This is a genomic window from Rhizobium sp. WSM1328 (assembly GCF_057653715.1).
Genome location: NZ_CM172788.1, coordinates 3,978,863 through 3,997,308 on the forward strand (window position 1 = coordinate 3,978,863; position 18,446 = coordinate 3,997,308).

The 18,446-nt window shown below is 61.4% G+C and carries 17 protein-coding genes and 1 riboswitch; of the genes, 7 read left to right on the forward strand and 10 right to left on the reverse strand.

Annotated elements, in window-relative coordinates:
* Positions 1 to 76: 76 nt before the first annotated feature.
* The 3 genes from rocD (at position 77) to AC2444_RS19835 (ending at position 4,102) form a co-directional block, all read left to right on the forward strand.
* On the forward strand, positions 77 to 1,276 hold the full coding sequence (gene rocD, locus AC2444_RS19825; protein ID WP_012759228.1) for an ornithine--oxo-acid transaminase: 1,200 nt from the start codon (positions 77 to 79) through the stop codon (positions 1,274 to 1,276).
* Positions 1,277 to 1,574: 298 nt separating this feature from the next.
* Positions 1,575 to 2,051, forward strand: a complete 477-nt coding sequence (locus tag AC2444_RS19830; RefSeq protein ID WP_003543427.1) for a chemotaxis protein CheW — start codon at positions 1,575 to 1,577, stop codon at positions 2,049 to 2,051.
* A 290-nt stretch (positions 2,052 to 2,341) separates the two neighbouring features.
* Positions 2,342 to 4,102: a methyl-accepting chemotaxis protein gene (locus AC2444_RS19835; protein ID WP_012759229.1), complete on the forward strand. Its 1,761-nt coding sequence runs from the start codon at positions 2,342 to 2,344 to the stop codon at positions 4,100 to 4,102.
* A 94-nt stretch (positions 4,103 to 4,196) separates the two neighbouring features.
* Here the strand turns inward: AC2444_RS19835 and AC2444_RS19840 are convergent, their stop codons facing one another.
* The 10 genes from AC2444_RS19840 to soxR all read right to left on the reverse strand — a co-directional run bounded on the left by AC2444_RS19840 (position 4,197) and on the right by soxR (position 15,052).
* On the reverse strand, positions 4,197 to 5,855 hold the full coding sequence (locus AC2444_RS19840) for an OFA family MFS transporter (protein ID WP_012759230.1): 1,659 nt from the start codon (positions 5,853 to 5,855) through the stop codon (positions 4,197 to 4,199).
* A gap of 107 nt (positions 5,856 to 5,962) precedes the next feature.
* On the reverse strand, positions 5,963 to 6,208 hold the full coding sequence (locus tag AC2444_RS19845) for a formate dehydrogenase subunit delta (RefSeq protein ID WP_012759231.1): 246 nt from the start codon (positions 6,206 to 6,208) through the stop codon (positions 5,963 to 5,965).
* The gene (gene fdhD / locus AC2444_RS19850; protein ID WP_012759232.1) at positions 6,198 to 7,022 is read right to left on the reverse strand and encodes a formate dehydrogenase accessory sulfurtransferase FdhD; all 825 of its coding nucleotides are present in this window, start codon (positions 7,020 to 7,022) and stop codon (positions 6,198 to 6,200) included. The genes AC2444_RS19845 and fdhD overlap by 11 nt, the downstream gene beginning before the upstream one ends.
* A 37-nt stretch (positions 7,023 to 7,059) precedes the next feature.
* The gene (gene fdhF, locus AC2444_RS19855; protein ID WP_012759233.1) at positions 7,060 to 9,939 is read right to left on the reverse strand and encodes a formate dehydrogenase subunit alpha; all 2,880 of its coding nucleotides are present in this window, start codon (positions 9,937 to 9,939) and stop codon (positions 7,060 to 7,062) included.
* A 57-nt stretch (positions 9,940 to 9,996) separates the two neighbouring features.
* On the reverse strand, positions 9,997 to 11,553 hold the full coding sequence (locus AC2444_RS19860; protein ID WP_012759234.1) for a formate dehydrogenase beta subunit: 1,557 nt from the start codon (positions 11,551 to 11,553) through the stop codon (positions 9,997 to 9,999).
* Entirely contained in the window at positions 11,550 to 12,029 is a 480-nt protein-coding gene (locus AC2444_RS19865; protein ID WP_012759235.1) for a formate dehydrogenase subunit gamma, read from the reverse strand. The genes AC2444_RS19860 and AC2444_RS19865 overlap by 4 nt, the downstream gene beginning before the upstream one ends.
* A 135-nt stretch (positions 12,030 to 12,164) precedes the next feature.
* Positions 12,165 to 13,058 carry a LysR family transcriptional regulator gene (locus AC2444_RS19870; RefSeq protein ID WP_003543441.1) on the reverse strand — a complete coding sequence of 298 codons (894 nt, stop codon included), beginning with the start codon at positions 13,056 to 13,058 and terminating at the stop codon, positions 12,165 to 12,167.
* A gap of 191 nt (positions 13,059 to 13,249) precedes the next feature.
* The gene (locus tag AC2444_RS19875; RefSeq protein ID WP_012759236.1) at positions 13,250 to 13,591 is read right to left on the reverse strand and encodes an ArsR/SmtB family transcription factor; all 342 of its coding nucleotides are present in this window, start codon (positions 13,589 to 13,591) and stop codon (positions 13,250 to 13,252) included.
* A 103-nt stretch (positions 13,592 to 13,694) separates the two neighbouring features.
* Positions 13,695 to 14,465: an SDR family NAD(P)-dependent oxidoreductase gene (locus AC2444_RS19880; RefSeq protein WP_041935698.1), complete on the reverse strand. Its 771-nt coding sequence runs from the start codon at positions 14,463 to 14,465 to the stop codon at positions 13,695 to 13,697.
* Positions 14,466 to 14,587: 122 nt separating this feature from the next.
* The gene (soxR, locus tag AC2444_RS19885; protein WP_012759238.1) at positions 14,588 to 15,052 is read right to left on the reverse strand and encodes a redox-sensitive transcriptional activator SoxR; all 465 of its coding nucleotides are present in this window, start codon (positions 15,050 to 15,052) and stop codon (positions 14,588 to 14,590) included.
* Between the two features lie 83 nt (positions 15,053 to 15,135).
* On the opposite strand from soxR, the gene AC2444_RS19890 reads away from it, so the two are divergent.
* From AC2444_RS19890 to AC2444_RS19905, 4 genes are all read left to right on the forward strand, one after another.
* Positions 15,136 to 15,732, forward strand: a complete 597-nt coding sequence (locus AC2444_RS19890; RefSeq protein WP_012759239.1) for an NADPH-dependent FMN reductase — start codon at positions 15,136 to 15,138, stop codon at positions 15,730 to 15,732.
* A gap of 244 nt (positions 15,733 to 15,976) precedes the next feature.
* Positions 15,977 to 16,090: riboswitch (TPP riboswitch) on the forward strand.
* A complete protein-coding gene (locus AC2444_RS19895) occupies positions 16,081 to 16,713 on the forward strand; it encodes a YkoF family thiamine/hydroxymethylpyrimidine-binding protein (protein WP_012759240.1) in 633 nt (210 codons plus the stop codon). (Overlaps the previous riboswitch by 10 nt.)
* 88 nt (positions 16,714 to 16,801) lie before the next feature.
* Positions 16,802 to 17,608 carry an ABC transporter permease gene (locus tag AC2444_RS19900; RefSeq protein ID WP_026157492.1) on the forward strand — a complete coding sequence of 269 codons (807 nt, stop codon included), beginning with the start codon at positions 16,802 to 16,804 and terminating at the stop codon, positions 17,606 to 17,608.
* On the forward strand, positions 17,605 to 18,417 hold the full coding sequence (locus tag AC2444_RS19905) for an ABC transporter ATP-binding protein (protein ID WP_012759242.1): 813 nt from the start codon (positions 17,605 to 17,607) through the stop codon (positions 18,415 to 18,417). Before AC2444_RS19900 ends, AC2444_RS19905 begins: the two co-directional genes overlap by 4 nt.
* Positions 18,418 to 18,446 lie beyond the last annotated feature (29 nt).

Here is an 18,446-nt window from a genome sequence, read left to right on the forward strand (position 1 = left end):
GAGCATGTCGAGCAAAAGTGTGCAGCGGTTTTGCGATAACGACATGCGTTGAAATAAGATTAGAGGGAGAACGACCATGAACACTTCGGAAAAACTGATCGCCACTGAACAACGGCTCGGCGCCCATAACTACAAGCCGCTCGACGTGGTGCTGACGCGTGGCGAAGGTGTTTATGTCTGGGATACCGACGGCAACCGTTATCTCGATTGCCTCTCGGCCTATTCCGCCGTCAACCAGGGCCACTGCCATCCGAAAATCCTTGCCGCCATGGTCGAACAGGCAGGCAGGCTGACGCTCACCTCCCGCGCCTTCCGCAACGATCAACTTGCCTATCTCTACGAAGAACTCGCGGCTCTCACCGGCTCGCATAAGATCCTGCCGATGAATTCCGGCGCCGAAGCGGTGGAGACCGCCATCAAGGCGGTGCGCAAATGGGGTTACGAGGTCAAGGGTGTGCCGGAGGGCAAGGCGGAGATCATCGTCTGCGCCGATAATTTTCATGGCCGGACGCTGAGCATCATCAGCTTCTCGACGGATCCCGAGGCCCGCAGCGGTTTCGGCCCCTACACGTCAGGTTTCCGCATCATTCCGTTCGGCGATGCCGAGGCTTTCGCCGCCGTAATCAACAGAAATACCGTGGCCGCCTTGATCGAACCGATCCAGGGGGAAGCCGGCGTCATCATTCCGCCGGCGGGTTATTTCACCCGCATCCGCGAGCTTTGCACGGCAAACAACGTCACTCTTATCCTCGATGAGATCCAGACCGGCCTCGGCCGCACCGGCAAGCTGCTGGCCGAGGAGCACGAAGGCATCGAGGCAGACGTGACGCTGATCGGCAAGGCGCTATCCGGCGGCTTCTATCCGGTGTCGGCCGTGCTTTCGAATTCCGAAGTTCTGGGCGTGCTGAAGCCCGGCCAGCACGGCTCGACCTTCGGCGGCAATCCGCTCGCCTGCGCGGTGGCCCGCGCAGCACTCAAGGTGCTGACGGAAGAGGGCATGATCGAGAACGCCGCCGTTATGGGCGACTATTTCCTCGAAGGCTTGAGGTCGATCCGCTCGAACATCGTCAGGGACGTCCGCGGCCGCGGCCTGATGATGGCCATCGAGCTGGAACCCGAAGCCGGCGGCGCGCGGCAATATTGCCATGCGCTGAAGGAGCGCGGCCTTCTCGCCAAGGACACCCACGACCACACAATTCGCCTCGCTCCGCCACTGGTCATATCTAGAGAGCAGGTCGATTGGGCGGTCTCGCAGATCGAAGAGACGATAAGCTGAGTAAATCGGCGAACTTCTTCTTGAGGATCTCGAATAAGCCTGGAGTATCCTGACTGCGAAAATTTCGGCTGGAGGAGATCGGCAGCAAAACTGCCTTGCCTTCATCCGAGCTTAAAAACCTTCGCAATCCCGACACCCAATTTAGATTTGGGCAACACTCTTTCGCTAAAGTCATCGATAACCGTAACGATGCTTCGCCGAGCGCAAAGCCATCGCGTGGGATGAAGGCAAAGCTTGTCCGCGCCAATGGTGGCGCATCCGCTTCTGCCCTGGCTTACGATAGTTGGGAAGAATTCTAATGGCGACGATCAATTCAACTAACTTCAGCGGCGATACGCTCGAAATTATTGCCTTCCGCCTGCATGACCAGGAATTCTGCGTCAAGACCACGACCATCCGCGAAATCCGCGGCTGGGCGCCGTCGACGCCGATCCCCCATGCACCGGCCGATGTCATCGGTGTCATGAACCTGCGCGGCTCGGTGATCCCGATCATCGATCTTGCTTTCAAACTCGGCATGAAGAGCACCGTCGCCAATGAGCGCAGCGCCATCGTCGTCGCCGAAGTTCACAGCATGGTCATCGGCATGCTGGTCGACCGCGTCTCGGACATTCTCACCATCTCGTCCAGCCAGGTCCAGCCGGTGCCGGAAGTGACCGCCTCCTTCGACCGGGCCTATTGCGAAGGCATCATCGCCTCGGAAAATGGCATGATCTGCTTCCTGAACCTCGCCAAGATGTTCAAGGAAAACGAGACGGATGAACTGGCCGCCTGATTCTGAGAAGCCGCTAAATTATCGAAAAACCGCCCTCCGGGGCGGTTTTTTATTGCGTGAGATACTCGGCCAGCTGCGACTGTGATTCTGATATCAGAAGATTAGCAAAAGCTTTTATACGCAATATTAACCATGCCCAGTCAGCATGGTTGTGAAGCGTTCGGATGACATGTTTGCGGCACATTGGGATTGCGAACCGGCCAACGGTTCGTCCCGGGACCAGCACTCCTCGTCGACCCTTGCGTCTACCAGCCTAAGCAGCAAAAGCTGCGCATCTCAAAGGGACAGCAATGTTTGGTCTAAGCTCCGATTCGAACTACATTCTTGATGCCATCTCCAAATCGCAGGCGATCATAGAGTTCGATCTCAAAGGAAACATCCTCAAGGCGAACGAAAATTTCTGCAAGGCGCTTGGATACAGCCTGAGCGAGATCGTTGGTAAGCATCACGGCATGTTCTGCGAGCGGGCCTATACGGCAACCGCGGCGTATCGCGAATTCTGGGCGCGGCTCGGACGCGGCGAATATGACGCCGGCGCCTACAAGCGCTTTGCCAAGGGCAACCGGGAAATATGGATCCAGGCGTCCTACAATCCGGTTTTCAAAGGAGGCAAACCATACAAGGTCGTGAAATTCGCGGCCGACATCACCGCAGCGAAAAAGAAGGCGGTGGAGGATTCCGGCAAGCTCGCGGCGATCTCGCGCTCGCAGGCGGTGATCGAATTTGCCCCGACGGGCGAAATCTTGACCGCCAACGAGAATTTCTGCAACGCCATGGGATATTCGCTCGCCGAGATCACCGGCAAGCACCACAGCATGTTCTGCGATCGTGCCTATACGGATACGGCCGACTATACCAATTTCTGGAAGCGGTTGGCGCAGGGCGAGTTCATCGCCAATGAATTTGTCAGGTTCGGCAAGGGTGGCCGGCAAATCTGGATACAGGCAGCCTACAACCCGATCCTCGATGCCGACGGCAAGGTCTACAAGGTGGTGAAGTTCGCGACCGACGTTACCCAGCGCATGAGCGCCATTTCCCTTCTCGGCACCGCGCTGCGCAATCTTTCCGAAGGCGATCTGACAAGAACGGTGGACGCGCCTTTCGTTCCATCGATGGAGCAGCTGCGGCACGATTTCAACACCGCTGTCAAAGGCCTTTCCGAGACCATGAAGACGATCGGTCAGAATGCCAGTGCGATCGCCGCAGGGTCGAGCGAGATCGGCGCATCGGCCGACTCCTTCTCCAAGCGGACGGAACAGCAGGCAGCATCGATCGAAGAGACGGCCGCCGCGCTGGAGGAGATCACCACGACCGTCAACGATTCCAGCCGTCGTGCCGATGAGGCGGGGCGTCTCGTCGCCGTGACCAAGCAGGGCGCCGAACATTCCGGCGTCGTGGTTCGCAATGCCGTCGCGGCCATGGGCCAGATCGAACAATCCTCGCGCGAGATCACCAACATCATCGGCGTGATCGACGACATCGCCTTCCAGACCAACTTGCTTGCGCTGAATGCCGGCGTCGAGGCGGCTCGCGCCGGTGAAGCCGGCAAGGGCTTTGCGGTCGTGGCTCAGGAGGTGCGGGAACTCGCCCAACGCTCCGCCAATGCTGCCAAGGAGATCAAGGCGCTGATCAACACGTCGGGCGAGCATGTCAAGAACGGCGTCGGGCTCGTCGGCGAGACCGGCAAGGCGCTCGAGGCGATCGTCGCACAGGTCGGCGATATCAATGGCAATGTCGCCGCCATCGTCGAAGCCTCCAGGGAACAGGCAACCGGCCTCAAGGAAATCAACCAGGCGGTCAATACGCTGGATCAGGCAACCCAGCAGAATGCCGCGATGGTCGAGGAAAGTACCGCCGCCAGCCTCAGCCTTGCGAGAGAAGCCGAAACGCTGCGTGTCCTGCTGGCTAGGTTCCGCCTACCCGGGCAGACGCAGTCGACCAGCGGAGCGGGGCCAAGACAAACGGGCTCGCCGGCGCTGCATCTCGTTTCACGTGTCGCAAAGGCGCACGGCGCTGCCGCGGCGACCGCCCAGAGCTGGGAAGAGTTCTGAACCATACCGGTGCAAGGCGGCACCTTGACCGGATTGCGCCGTATACGACGATAAAGCGCCGCCGCATGAAGCCCATGCGACGCGCTTTGATGGCTTAGCCGAACAGCGCGAAGGTTGCCCTCAGCGTCACCCAGACACCCCACAGCAGCGGAATGCCGACGACGGCCCAGGCAAGCATCGCCTTGGCGTCCAGCCCGCCTGTGCCGATGCCGAAGGAACCCGTCGGCCCGGCATTGACGGCGGCCGACTTCGCCTGCAACGCGGCGACCTCGTCATCGGACATGAACCATTTGTCCGAAAGCGGCCTGATCAGCGCATTGGCGATGAGCCCGAGCGCCAGCATGCCGGCGAGGATATACATGGTGCCGGTATAGAGGGTTGGCCCGGGCGCAACGCCGGCGGCGATCTGCGCTTCGCGGATATAGTTGACGACAACGGGCCCGACGATGCCGGCCGTTGCCCAGGCCGTCAGCAGCCGGCCGTGGATGGCGCCGACGAACTGCGTACCGAAAATATCGGCAAGATAGGCCGGGATCGTCGCAAAGCCGCCGCCGTACATCGACAGGATGATGCCGAAGGAGAGAACGAACAGCGCCTTGTTGCCCATGCCTGCGAAAGTGGGCGCCAGTGCATAGAGCACGATGCCGAGGACGAAGAAGCAATAATAGGTATTCTTGCGGCCGATCTTGTCGGACAGCGACGCCCAGAAGAACCGTCCGCCGATGTTGAAGAGCGACAGCAAGCCGGCGAAACCGGCGGCGATCGTGGCGATCGATGCCTTCTGCCCGGCGTCGAGCTGGGCGAAGCCGACATCCGGCAGGCCGATCAGCGAACCGGCGAAGATTTCCTGCAGCATCGGCGAGGCCATGCCGATAACGCCGATACCGGCCGAAACGTTGAGGCAAAGCACCGCCCAGATCAGCCAGAACTGTTTTGTCCTGTGGGCATTGCTGAGGTGCACATGTTTGGTGGTGATCATCGTGCTCTTGGCTGCAGGCGGCGTCCAACCCTCGGGACGCCAGCCGGCCGGCGGAATGCGATAGCCGAAGGCGCCGCCCATCATGAAGACGAAATAGATCACCGCCATGACGATGAAGGTCTGCCAGACGCCGACCGAACTGTCGGTCTTGAAGGCATTCATCAGCAGGTTGGCCAATGGGGCGCCGATCATCGCACCGCCGCCGAAGCCCATGATCGCCATACCGGTCGCCATGCCGCGCCGGTCGGGAAACCATTTGATCAGTGTCGAGACCGGTGAGATGTAACCGAGGCCGAGACCGATGCCGCCGATGACGCCGGCACCGAGCCACATCATCCAGAGCTGATGAGTAATGACGCCGATCGCCGCAAGAATGATGCCGCCGCACCAGCAGCAAGCGGAAACGACGCCCGCCTTGCGCGGACCGGCGCGCTCAAGCCAGCCGCCCCAGATGGCGGCCGATGAGCCAAGTAGAACGAAGAACAACGTATAGATCCAGCCGAGGTCGGCAACGCGCCAGTCGCAGGTCGTGGTGAACAGCGCCGAGGCGAGTGTCAGATCAGGGCAGGCCGTCGAGGCCGTGATCCCGAGCGACTTGGAAAGCGGCAGCCAGAACACGCTGAAACCATAGGCCATGCCGATGCAGAGATGGATGGCGAGCGCTGCCGGCGGCACCAGCCACCGATTGAACCCGGGCCTTGCGACGATCCTTTCACGATCGAGCAGGCCTACCCCCGCCAACGCCCCGTCTGTACGTGTTTCCGCTGCAGTCATGAACAACTCCTCCTGGCTCAGACTTGGTTTTTCTCAGATTTTACTGTCACCGACATATGCGCAGGCAGGTTGCTCCCGCCTCCCCTTCGCGCATGGGCCGATCCAGACTATGGGACCTGGTGTGTCACCGGCTCTGGCTTTCTAATCAGAGGAACGGCCTGAAGCACGAGCGCGTCCAGGCCGTTCTCCTCATTCTCCAGAATTTCGAACAATTGCCGCCGCATGCGCGGGTCCCAGAATTTATTGATATGGGTGGCGACCCCCTGCGCGGCCTCGCTTTGCGGCTGGCTCTTGAAGAAGGTGGCGATCTGGTTTGCCATATAGACGAGCTTGGTCTTGGTATCATGCGACATCGGCAATGCTTCCGGGCGAGATGCGGTGCGGGTGGGTGAAAATCTCGAAATCCTCGCCGCGCACCAGCGCGACGAGCGTCATGCCGGCTTCTTCGGCCGTGCGGATGGCGAGAGCCGTCGGCGCCGATATGGCGATGAGCACCGGGCTGCCGAGGATCGCCGCCTTCTGCACCATCTCGACGGAAAGCCTGCTGGTGACGACGACGGCGCCGTCCCCGCCTCTTTCACTGGCGCCGATGACGGCGCCGCAGAGCTTGTCCAGCGCATTGTGCCGACCGACATCTTCGCGCACGGCAATCAGCCCCCTGCCGGGAAGATAGAACCCGGCGCCATGCACCGCCCGCGTCTCACGATGCAGCGGCTGCGCCTCGTTCAGAAGCGAAACGGCGCGGACGATATCCGCATGCGACAGCGCCAGCGGCGATGTCGAAACGTCAGGCACCGGCCGTACCGCCTGTTCGATCGATTCGATGCCGCAGAGCCCGCAGCCGACCGGTCCCGCCATGCTGCGGCGTCGTGCCCGCAACCGATCGGCGACATCATCGACCAGGCTCACCTGCACATCGATCCCCTGCTCACCCTCGACGACCTCGATGCCCGATATCTCCGCCGGCCCGGCAATGATCCCTTCGGTCAGGCTGAAACCGACGGCAAAATCCTCGATATCCGCAGGTGTTGCCATCATCACCGCATGCGAACTGCCGCCGTAGGAAAAGGCGATCGGCACCTCTTCCGGCACGATGCGCGAACCGGTCTGGAGGATGCCGTTGCGGCAGGCGGTTTCGGGGGCATGGGCAGTGACGGTGAAGGTCATGATCCACGTTCCTGCTTACAGAGCCGCCCCCGCATCGTCACTCCGCTGCCTCGAGCTTGCCGGCGATGCGGCGCGATTGACGCGCCTGCTCGTCATATTCGAGTTGCCATTCGCTCGGCCCGTTGGAGGGCGAGACCTGCACCGCCGTCACCTTGTATTCCGGGCAGTTCGTCGCCCAGTCGGAGAAATCGGTGGTGATGACGTTCGCCTGCGTCGTGGGATGATGGAAGGTCGTGTAGACGACACCCGGCGCGACGCGATCGGTGATCAGCGCCCTGAGCGTCGTGTCGCCGGAGCGGCTGCCGAGCTTCACCCAGTCGCCGTCGCGAACGCCGCGCTGCTCGGCATCGTGCGAATGGATTTCCAGCCGGTCTTCCGCATGCCATACGACATTCTCGGTTCGCCGTGTCTGCGCCCCGACATTGTACTGGCTGAGGGTGCGGCCGGTTGTCAGCAGCAGCGGGAAGCGCGGACCGGTGCGCTCGTCGGTCGCCACATATTCGGTGCGGATGAACTTGCCCTTGCCGCGCACGAAGCCATTGACATGCATGATCGGCGAGCCGAGCGGGGTCTTCTCGTTGCAGGGCCACTGCACCGAGCCCATTTTGTCGAGATAGTCGTAGGAGACCATCGCGAAACTCGGCGTCGTCGCGGCGATCTCGTCCATGATCTCCGACGGATGGGTGTAATTCCAGTCGAGCCCCATCGCCTGGGCAAGCTTCTGCGTCACTTCCCAGTCGCCATAGCCGTTGCGCGGCGACATCACCTTGCGCACACGATTGATGCGGCGCTCGGCATTGGTGAAGGTGCCGTCCTTCTCGAGGAAGGTCGAGCCCGGTAGAAAGACATGGGCGTAATTGGCGGTCTCGTTGAGGAACAGATCCTGCACGACGACGCATTCCATCGCCGCAAGCCCGGCCGCGACATGTTTGGTATCGGGATCGGACTGGAGGATGTCTTCGCCCTGGATGTAGATGCCCTTGAACGAGCCGTCGACTGCTGCATCCAGCATGTTCGGAATACGCAGGCCCGGCTCGTTGTTGAGCTTCACGCCCCAGAGCTTTTCGAAGATATCGCGCGTCGCATCGTCGGAAATGTGCCGGTAGCCCGGCAATTCGTGCGGGAACGAGCCCATGTCGCAGGAGCCCTGCACATTGTTCTGGCCGCGCAGCGGGTTCACGCCGACGCCGGGACGGCCGATATTGCCGGTCGCCATCGCCAGGTTGGCGATCGCGATGACCGTGGTCGAGCCCTGGCTGTGTTCGGTGACGCCGAGGCCATAATAGATTGCGCCATTGCCGCCCTTGGCATAGAGCCTTGCCGCGTCGCGCAGATCCGCCGCCGGCACGCCGGTGAAGATCTCGGTCTCTTCGGGACTGTGCTGCGGTTCGGCGACGAAGGCGGCCCAGTCCTCGAACTCCGACCAGTCGCAGCGCTCGCGGATGAACGCCTCGTCAAAGAGCCCTTCGGTGACGATCACATGCGCCAGCGCCGTCATGACCGCGACATTGGTGCCGGGCTTCAGCGGCAGGTGATAGGAGGCCTCGATATGCGGCGAGCGGACGATATCGGTGCGGCGCGGATCGATGACGATGAGCTTGGCGCCCTGGCGCAGCCGCTTCTTCAGCCGCGAGCCGAACACCGGATGCCCATCGGTTGGATTGGCGCCGATGACGATGACGACGTCGGAATGCTCGACGCTGTCGAAATCCTGTGTGCCCGCCGACGTGCCGAAGGTCTGGCCGAGGCCGTAACCGGTCGGCGAATGGCAGACGCGGGCGCAGGTGTCGACATTGTTGTTGCCGAAGCCGGCGCGGATCAGCTTCTGCACCAGATACGTTTCCTCATTGGTGCAGCGCGACGAGGTGATGCCGCCAATTGCCTCGCGGCCGTATTGATACTGGATGCGGCGGAACTCCAGCGCCACATGCGCGAAGGCCTCGTCCCAGCTCACTTCCCGCCAGGGATCGCTGACCTTTTCGCGGATCATCGGATTGAGGATGCGGTCCTTGTGGGTGGAATAGCCGTAGGCGAAGCGTCCCTTGACGCAGGAATGGCCGCGATTGGCTTGGCCGTCCTTCCACGGCACCATGCGCACCAGTTCCTCGCCGCGCATCTCCGCCTTGAAGGAACAGCCGACGCCGCAGTAGGCGCAGGTCGTCACAGCCGAATGCTCCGGCTGGCCGATCTGAATCACCGATTTCTCCGTCAGCGTTGCCGTCGGGCAGGCCTGGACGCAGGCACCGCAGGAGACGCATTCGGAATCGATGAAATGCTCGTGCATGCCGGGCGAAACGCGCGAGCCGAAGCCGCGGCCCTCGATCGTCAGCGCGAAGGTGCCCTGCACTTCCTCGCAGGCGCGCACGCAGCGCGAACAGACGATGCATTTCGAGGGATCATAGGTGAAATAGGGATTGGACTCGTCCTTCGGCATCCATTTCAGATTGATGTCGCCATTGCTGCGCGCCTTGACGTGGTTGTCGCCCTCATAGCCGTAACGTACGTCGCGCAGGCCGACGGCGCCCGCCATGTCCTGCAATTCGCAATCACCGTTAGCCGCGCAGGTGAGACAGTCGAGCGGATGGTCGGAAATATAGAGTTCCATCACGCCGCGGCGGATATCCTTCAACCGCCCCGTCTGCGTGTGCACCACCATGTTTGCCGCCACCGGCGTCGTGCAGGAGGAGGGTGTTCCGTTGCGGCCCTCGATCTCGACGAGGCAGAGCCGGCAGGAGCCGAAAGCGTCGACCATATCGGTGGCGCAGAGCTTCGGCACCTTGATGCCGGCCTCCATCGAGGCGCGCATGATCGAGGTGCCCTCCGGCACGCTGATCTGCTGTCCGTCGATGGTGAGCTTCACCATGACCTCGGATTTCGAAGCAGGAGTGCCGTAGTCGATTTCATGGATGAGAGACATGATTGGCCTCCTTGCTTGAGATGGTGAGGTCAGCGCAGGCGTTCCATGAAAAACGCGTCATTCCGCCGCCTCCACCAGAGGTGCCGGCGAAAAATCCTCCGGGAAATGCGTCATGGCGCTCATCACAGGATAGGGCGTGAACCCACCCAGCGCACAGAGCGAGCCGAACTTCATTGTGTTGCAGAGATCGGCAAGCAGCGCCCGGTTCTTCTCCGGCTCGATACCGTGAGCGATCTTGTCGGCCGTCTCCACGCCGCGCGTCGAGCCGATGCGGCAGGGCGTGCACTTGCCGCAGCTTTCGACGGCGCAGAATTCCATCGCGAAACGCGCCTGCTTCAGCATATCGGCCGTGTCGTCGAAGACGACGATGCCGGCATGGCCGATCAGGCCGTCCTTGGCGGCGAAGGATTCGTAATCGAATGGCGTGTCGAACAGCGCCCGCGGGAAATAGGCGCCGAGCGGTCCGCCGACCTGCACGGCCTTGACCGGCCGTCCCGTCACTGTACCGCCACCAATCCTGTCGACGATATCTCCGAGCGAAAGACCGAAGGCCGTCTCAAAGAGGCCGCCATATCTGACATTGCCGGCAATCTGCAGTGGGATGGTGCCGCGTGAGCGGCCCATGCCGAAATCGCGATAAAAGGCCGCACCCTTTTCCATGATAACGGGCACCGAAGCCAGCGAGATCACATTGTTGATGACGGTCGGACAGTTAAACAACCCCTTATGCGCCGGCAGCGGCGGCTTGGCACGCACGATGCCGCGCTTGCCTTCGAGACTGTTGAGCAGCGCCGTCTCCTCGCCGCAGACATAGGCGCCGGCGCCGGCGCGCACCTCGATATCGAAGGTGTGGCCGGAGCCGAGCACCGATGGTCCGAGAATGCCGGCCTCGCGCGCGATGCCGACGGCCTCGGTCATGACAGCGATCGCATGCGGATATTCCGAACGCGTATAGACGAAACCCTTGGTCGCCCCGGTCGCGAGCCCTGATATCGCCATGCCCTCGATCAACACGAAGGGATCGCCCTCCATGATCATCCGGTCGGCAAAGGTGCCGCTGTCGCCCTCATCGGCATTACAAACGATATATTTGCGTTCGCCGGCGGCCTCGAGAACGGTCTTCCACTTGATGCCGGTGGGAAAGCCGGCACCGCCGCGTCCGCGCAAGCCGGAATCGGTGATTTCCTTGACGATATCGACTGGTGTCATCGAAACGGCGCGGCGAAGGCCGGCAAGACCGCCATGCGCCTCGTAATCGCCCAGCGAAAGCGGATCGGTGACGCCGCAGCGGGCGAAGGTCAGGCGGGTCTGTTCCTTGAGGAACGGGAGGTCTTCAACCTCCCCGAGACAGAGCCGATGCTCGCCTCCATCAATCATCCCGGCATCGAACAGATCAGGCACATCCTTCGCCTTCACCGACCCGTAGCCGATGCGCTTGCCGGCAACCTCGACCTCGACCAACGGCTCCAGCCAGAACATTCCGCGCGAGCCGTTGCGCACGATCTCGGCATCGAAGCCGCGGGCGGCGATCTCCTGGGCAATCGCCTTTGCCACCTTTTCGGCCCCGAGCGCCAGCGCTGCGGCATCGCGCGGAACATATATCCTGACCGTCATCGGCGTGCCTCCGCGACGAGTTCCGCCGCCGTCTGATCGTCGACCCGGCCATAAACCTCGCCGTCGAGCATCACCGCCGGCGCACAGGCGCAGAGCCCGAGACAGTAGACCGGCTCCAGCGTCACGCCGCCATCGAGCGTCGTCTGATGAAAATCGATGCCGAGCAGCGCCTTGACACGTTCGGCCAGCGCATCGCCGCCCATCGACTGACAGGCTTCAGCGCGACAGAGCTTCAGCACATGCCGGCCGGCGGGATGGTCGCGATAATCGTGATAGAAGGTCACCACGCCATGCACCTCGGCGCGGGAGAGGTTCAATTCCTCCGCAATAACAGGCATGGCCTCCTGCGGCACATAGCCGAATTCTTGCTGAACCTCGTGCAGAATGGGAAGCAGCGGCCCTTCGAGAAAGCGAAGATCGGCGATGATGGCTCGGGTGCGTGCTGCAATATCGCCTTCGGCGATATGAATGGTCATAAGGCAGCCCTCCCGGCGGCTTGCTCGTTGCGAAATAGCGGGCCTCCCCCAGCCGAGTGCTATTCCGTAACCACCATCTCAGGGAAGCAGCCGGCGATCAATAAAGCTATCTCGTTGCTTGATAGGTTTTTTCTATCAAAGTTCTTCATCTTGCACGAGCACTCTCGCTTCATGCAGCAAAGCCGAGACAAGCGGCGTGAAGGGCTCGCGATAAGGCGCAACAAGGCCGACCAGATGATGCGCCTCTGGCTCGACGATCGGGATCATGCGGATTTCCACTGGAAATCCGAAGGATTTTGCAACGTTGCGCGGCATGATGCTCGCCCAGCGTCCGGTCCTGACATGCGAGAACAGCACGATCATCGAGTTGGATTCGAGCGTCGGATGCGCTGTGGCGCCTGCTTCCGTCAAGTGGCGGTTGATGATGCGGCGGTTCTGCATGTCGGCAGTCAATAGACAAAGCCGAAGGTCGCCGATCTCCCGCCAGGTCACGTTGTCGCGATCAGATAGCGGGCTGCCGGCAGCCGTGATCAGATTATAGCGCTCGGCATAGAGGGGAACGGTCGTGACCCGGCCGAGCGGCTCGTTTTCGAGATAGGTGATGCCGGCATCGATTTCGAGGTTTTCAAGCATGCTCAGCACCTGCAGCGAATTCCGCGAGACGATCGAGAAGGTCACGCCGGGGTGCCGCTCCTGAAAGGGCGTGGTGATGCGCGACAGCATGGCAAGCGCGGTCGGAATGGCGGCGAGGCGAATGTGGCCGGAAAGGCCGCGGCGCGCGGCGCGCATCTCCTCGCGCATGGTGCGGGCATCGCCGACGATGCGCCGGGCCCATTCGAGCACACGCTGCCCCTCCGGCGTCAGCCCCTGGAACCGCGAGCCGCGCTGCACCAGCATGACGCCGAGCTGATCCTCGAGCTGCCGGATGGCGGCCGAAAGCGTAGGCTGCGAGATCCCGCACTCCTCCGCGGCGCGGCCAAAATGCTTTTCATTGGCAAGGGCGATGAAGAATTCCAGCTTGTCGATCATCCGGTCTCCCGATCCGGCATGACATCATCCGGGTCAGTTCATCTTTGACGCAGCAGCCGTGCTCTGCAAGGGCGATCTCTAGATCAGGATGATTTTAGGCCCGATCGGCCTAAAATCTGAATCCTGATCTAAATCAAAGAAATAGAGCATGATGTCGTCCGTAAACCGCGCACACTTTTCGGCATCATGCTCTAACTGTTTTCTGCAACCGGAAAAAGATCGAACAGCGATTCGAGGAAGGCAAGCACGCTGACATTGCCGATGCTGTAATAGACCAGCCTGCCCTGGCGGCGCGTATGGACCAGGCCTTCTAGCCTTAACCGCGCCAGCTGCTGCGAGACCATTGCCTGCTGGATGCCGAGGATATTTTCGATCTCACCCACCGTCCGCTCCTCGTTCGCCAATATGCAGAGGATCAGAAGTCGGGTCTGGTGCGCTAACGCTTTCAGCAGATCGCTCGCTTCGTGGGCTTTTCCAGCGAGTGTGTGCAATTCCTGGCCGGTCATCCCCGGCTCGGGTTTGGGCAACGGCATTCGGTATCTCGGAAGGTAGGCAATGAGGTAGATCAGCACAATAGCATATTCGCACAAGCGAATTGGTCAAAAGTGATGAAATGTCAAAAAAAGTCCAAACAAATCAGCAGATAAGCTGACCTCCATTGATCTCGATCACCTGTCCGGTGATGTAGCCCGAGAGCGAGGGAGCCGCCAGGAATAGGTAGGCCGGAGCACAATCCTCCGCCGTGCCGAGCCGCTGCAGGGGGATGGATTTTCTCGTCTGCTCCAGCTTTTCGCGCGAGGAATAGCGCTCATGGAAATCCGTCTCGATCGTGCCTGGCGACACGCAATTGACGCGGATTCCGTCCGGTGCAAGCTCACGGGCAAGCGCCTTGGAATAGGTCGCAACGAAGGCTTTCGAAGCCGAATAGATCGAGGAACCGGGGCTGCCGCCGGTCAGCGCCGAAATCGAAACCGTGTTGACGATGGCAGCGCCCTCGGCCGCCTTCAATGCCGGCAGCAGCGCCCGCGTCAGCGCCACCACCGATGTCTGGTTGAGCCGCACGACCGCCTCATATTCTGCGTCGGTGAGTGTGGCGGCGGGAAAACGACCAAGCATGGTGCCGGCATTGTTGACGAGCACATCGACCTTATCGAAGAAGGCGAGAGTATCCTCGGCAAATTGCGCTGCGCCACCGACTGCAGAGAAATCGGCATTAAGCAGCAGCGCCCGTCTTTCGGATTCAGCCGTCAGCAGGAAATCCGGCAGGTCGCGTCCCGGCTTGCGCCCGGTATGGACGATCACCTTCGCGCCGCAGTCCAGGAACTGCCGGGCCACTTCAAGGCCGATGCCGCGGCCGGCGCCGGTCACCACAACATTGCGATTTTCGAACAGTCTGGGATGGAACACGAAGCCGTCCTCCTCGCGGACAGTGCCGCCGGTTGTGTCATTCGCCCTTAACATATGAGCGCGCCGACCGAAAGGAAGGCGCGCATCGATCTTTCCGGAAAGACGTACCTTCCGGCGGAAGACTAGTTTTCGGCCTCCAGAAGTCGCGCGCCCGGCCCTTCCTTGCCGAGCCGGTCACAGGGATTGCGCAACGGACAGCTTTCGATCGACAGGCAGCCGCAGCCGATGCAGCCGGTCAGACGGTCGCGCAGCAGGCTAAGCCGCCTGATTCGCGCGTCGAGATCATCCTTCCACAGCGCCGACAGCGTCTGCCAGTCGGCCACGGTCGGCGTGCGTCCCTGCGGCAGGGACTCGAACGCCGCCTGGATTTCCAAAAGCGGAATGCCGACACGCTGCGCCACCTTGATGATGCCGAGCCGGCGAAGCACATCGCGCCCATAGCGCCGCTGATTGCCGCGGGAGCGGATGCTCGAGATCAGCCCCTTGGTCTCGTAAAAATGCAGCGCCGAGACGGCCAGGCCGCTGCGCGCCGCCACTTCGCCGACCGTCAGGAGCTTGCCGAGCGGCGCTGCCGGAATTGTATCCATCGCCTCTTGACCTCAAGATTAGTTGAGGTTTTATAACCCTTGCTCCTGCAATCGTAAAGTCCAATCGCAACAAGGAGCGACGCATGCAAACACCCACCAGGCTGGCTGTCATCTACGGAAGCACGAGAGAGGGCCGCATCTGCGACCGGGTGGTCAAATGGCTGACGCAGGAGCTCCTCCGCTTCCCGCAGTTTGATATCGACATCATCGACCCGCTCGACTTCGCGCTGCCGGCCAACCGCGATGTGACGCACCTAGAAGTCGACAGGCTCGCCGGACGGCTTGGCATGGCCGACGCCTTCATCATCGTCACGCCGGAATATAATCACAGCTTCACCGCCCCGTTGAAATCGATCATCGATTTCTTCTTCGAGCCCTGGCAGGGCAAGCCGGTCGCCTTCGTTTCCTATGGCGGCATATCCGGCGGCCTGCGCGCCGTCGAACAGCTGCGGCTGGTCTTCGCCGAACTGCACGCCGTCACCATCCGTGATTCGGTCAGCTTTGCCGCACCTTGGAACCGCTTCGATCCAGACGGACGACTCGATAATCCCGCCGATGGAATGCGTTTGCTCGATCGGATGATGGCGAGGCTGGAATGGTGGACGCAGGCGCTCGTCACCGCCCGCAGCAATCGTCCCTATGCCGACATAGAGCGCCGCGCGTCTTTTCAGACACGCTAAGGACGCTCTATCACTTTGAATCTGCTCATAATCCTTTCCGAAAATCGATTCCGATTTTCGGGGTTATGCGCTAGCCGCCTGAGCCAGAAAGCTCCGGTTCCGTTCCCGGCAGGTACGGAACCATTGGGAACACCCGGGCAGATCCTCCGCCCGGGTGTTTTCCGTCACATCCGGTTCATTCCGACCGCACGGACGGGTTCGCAATTTTGCGGTTGCGGGGAGAAAACCCCGGTGATAGTTTCCGCGCAAATAACAGGGGGGCTCCGTATTGCCGGGGCTGAGATGTGAGGCGCAAGCCTCTGGACCCTTCAAAGCTGATCTGGGTAATGCCAGCGGAGCGAGGTTCAGATGTTCTCAGGCGCACAAGTGTCACTCTATCCGATGTCCGACAATTTCGTCGGCATCATTCTCGATGCCGTCACGGCGCTCGATCCCTATCGCGACCGGCTGCGCATCGAGACCGATGACATTTCCACACTGCTGGTCGGCCCGCCTGACATTCTCTTCGCCGCCATGCACGACCTTTTCGTCGCTGCCGCAAAGACCGGCGAGCATTGCGTGCTGTCCGCTGCGATTTCACGCGGCTGCCCCGGCGAGCCCGACGACGCCATCTGCGGCGTCAACCCCTCCCTCGGCCAGGCGGAGCCGCTTGCCGAGCGTATAACAGCCGCACTTGCCGCGGTTGAAACCACCGCCGAGACCGGACAGCCGACCGCTGCGCAATTCTCGCTCTACGTCATGGGAACCGGTACCCATATGGACGAGATCTACGGCTGCATCGACTTCCTGAAGCGCTCCGGCACCTTCGACCGTGCCAAGAATTTCTGCACCAGGCTCTCTGGCGACGCCGGCGCGGTCTTCTCCACCATTCGTGAGGCCTTCCTTCGCTTCGGCGACCCCGAGGGACATGTGACGCTCGACATCACAGTGTCCGCCAATACAGCGCCGCGCGTCTTTTCAGACGCGCCAAGGACGCTGTAACACTTTAAATTGCTGCATATTTTATCCTTAAATCGATTCCGAATTCAGGAATTATGCAGTGCCCGACGAAAGCCTGAAACGAACGCTGATGACACTGCCACAACCATCGGATTCGCGCCTTGCCGCGCTCCGCGCCGCTCTCTACCGGGGCATACCCGCCTTGCTCGCCGGCTGCGTTTTTTTGGCGGCATGGGAACTCTATGTCGATCTCTCCGGCATCAAACCGTCCATCCTGCCGGCGCCTTCGCGCATCGTCATGCAGGGCTGGCTGAACCGCGAGGGACTGATTGCCAATACCTGGCCGACGCTCGGCGCGACACTCGGTGGTTTCGCCCTGTCGCTGGCCTTCGCCTTCGCCGCCTCGATCCTCATGGATTTCGTGCCCTTCATGCGCCGGGCATTGCTGCCGGTCTTCATCGCCAGCCAGACCCTGCCGCTGGTGGCGATCGCCCCCCTCGTCGTCCTTTGGTTCGGCTTCGGCCTGTTGCCGAAGATCCTGCTGGTGGCGCTCGTCACCTTCTTCCCGCTGCTCGTCGCCTTGCTGCAGGGCTATGAATCGACTGACCGCGACATCGCCGAATTGCTGTATTCGATGAAGGCGAGCCGCTGGCGCATTTTCCGTCTGGCACGGCTTCCCTCCTCGCTGCCCTATTTCTTCGCCGGCCTGCGGATCTCGATCACCTATGCCGTCGTCGGCGCGATCTTTGCCGAATATGCCGGTGCCGCCCGCGGCCTCGGCATCTATATCCTCAACGCCAAGAACAACTTCCGTCCCGATCTCGTGCTCGCCGCCGTCATCGTCAGCGCCGTGCTGACACTCTGCCTCTTCGGGTTGACGCTGATGATCCAGCGCCTCGTTATGCCCTGGCAGCCATCCGGGGAGCAGCGCCGATGAGCGATGCAATGGTTGAACTCAGCAACATCTCGAAGTCCTTCGATGGCATGAAGGTGCTGGACGACATTTCACTCGCTGTCGCAAGCGGCGAGTTCGTTTCGATCGTTGGCCCATCCGGCTCCGGAAAATCGACGGTGCTGCGACTGCTGACCCAGGCGCTTCGGCCCGATTCCGGCACCATGCTTTTCAAAGGCGCGCCGCTGGAACAGGCGCCGCATTCCTTCGCCTTCATGCCGCAACGCGATGCGCTGATGCCCTGGCGCCGGATCATCGACAATGCAGCACTCGGTCTCGAAGTGAAAGGCATGAGCCGTCGCGCGGCCCGCGCCGCTGTCGCGCCGCTGTTCGAGCGCTTCGGCCTTGCAGGCTTCGAGCAACACTATCCCTCCGCGCTGTCAGGCGGCATGCGCCAGCGCGCCGCGCTGCTGCGCACCGTCGTCCAGACCCAGGACATGCTGCTGCTCGACGAGCCTTTCGGCGCCCTCGACGCGCTGACGCGTACGCAGATCCAGGAATGGCTGCAGGGCATGTGGACCGAGCACCGCTGGACGGCGCTGCTGATCACCCATGATGTTCGCGAGGCCGTGTTCCTCTCCGACCGGATCTACGTGCTTTCGGCCCGTCCAGCGCGTATTATCCGTGAATTCCGCGTTCCCCTGCCCCGTCCGAGAAGCATCGCCGATCTCGGCTCGCCGGCGGCCCAGGCGATCGAAACCGAAATCCTGCAAACCCTGCTTCATCCGCTAGAACAGGATGATTTTAGGTCGGTCGGCCTAAAATCTGAATCCTGTTCTAATTTAAAGAGTTAGAGCATGATGTCGTCCGAAAACGCTCACAC

Coding starts and splice junctions, on each gene's coding strand:
- rocD (WP_012759228.1), top strand. CDS start 77: ATGAACACTTCGGAAAAACTGATCGCCACTGAACAACGGCTCGGCGCC.
- AC2444_RS19830 (WP_003543427.1), top strand. CDS start 1,575: ATGGCGACGATCAATTCAACTAACTTCAGCGGCGATACGCTCGAAATT.
- AC2444_RS19835 (WP_012759229.1), top strand. CDS start 2,342: ATGTTTGGTCTAAGCTCCGATTCGAACTACATTCTTGATGCCATCTCC.
- AC2444_RS19840 (WP_012759230.1), bottom strand. CDS start 5,855: ATGACTGCAGCGGAAACACGTACAGACGGGGCGTTGGCGGGGGTAGGC.
- AC2444_RS19845 (WP_012759231.1), bottom strand. CDS start 6,208: ATGTCGCATGATACCAAGACCAAGCTCGTCTATATGGCAAACCAGATC.
- fdhD (WP_012759232.1), bottom strand. CDS start 7,022: ATGACCTTCACCGTCACTGCCCATGCCCCCGAAACCGCCTGCCGCAAC.
- fdhF (WP_012759233.1), bottom strand. CDS start 9,939: ATGTCTCTCATCCATGAAATCGACTACGGCACTCCTGCTTCGAAATCC.
- AC2444_RS19860 (WP_012759234.1), bottom strand. CDS start 11,553: ATGACGGTCAGGATATATGTTCCGCGCGATGCCGCAGCGCTGGCGCTC.
- AC2444_RS19865 (WP_012759235.1), bottom strand. CDS start 12,029: ATGACCATTCATATCGCCGAAGGCGATATTGCAGCACGCACCCGAGCC.
- AC2444_RS19870 (WP_003543441.1), bottom strand. CDS start 13,058: ATGATCGACAAGCTGGAATTCTTCATCGCCCTTGCCAATGAAAAGCAT.
- AC2444_RS19875 (WP_012759236.1), bottom strand. CDS start 13,591: ATGCCGTTGCCCAAACCCGAGCCGGGGATGACCGGCCAGGAATTGCAC.
- soxR (WP_012759238.1), bottom strand. CDS start 15,052: ATGGATACAATTCCGGCAGCGCCGCTCGGCAAGCTCCTGACGGTCGGC.
- AC2444_RS19890 (WP_012759239.1), top strand. CDS start 15,136: ATGCAAACACCCACCAGGCTGGCTGTCATCTACGGAAGCACGAGAGAG.
- AC2444_RS19895 (WP_012759240.1), top strand. CDS start 16,081: ATGTTCTCAGGCGCACAAGTGTCACTCTATCCGATGTCCGACAATTTC.
- AC2444_RS19900 (WP_026157492.1), top strand. CDS start 16,802: ATGACACTGCCACAACCATCGGATTCGCGCCTTGCCGCGCTCCGCGCC.
- AC2444_RS19905 (WP_012759242.1), top strand. CDS start 17,605: ATGAGCGATGCAATGGTTGAACTCAGCAACATCTCGAAGTCCTTCGAT.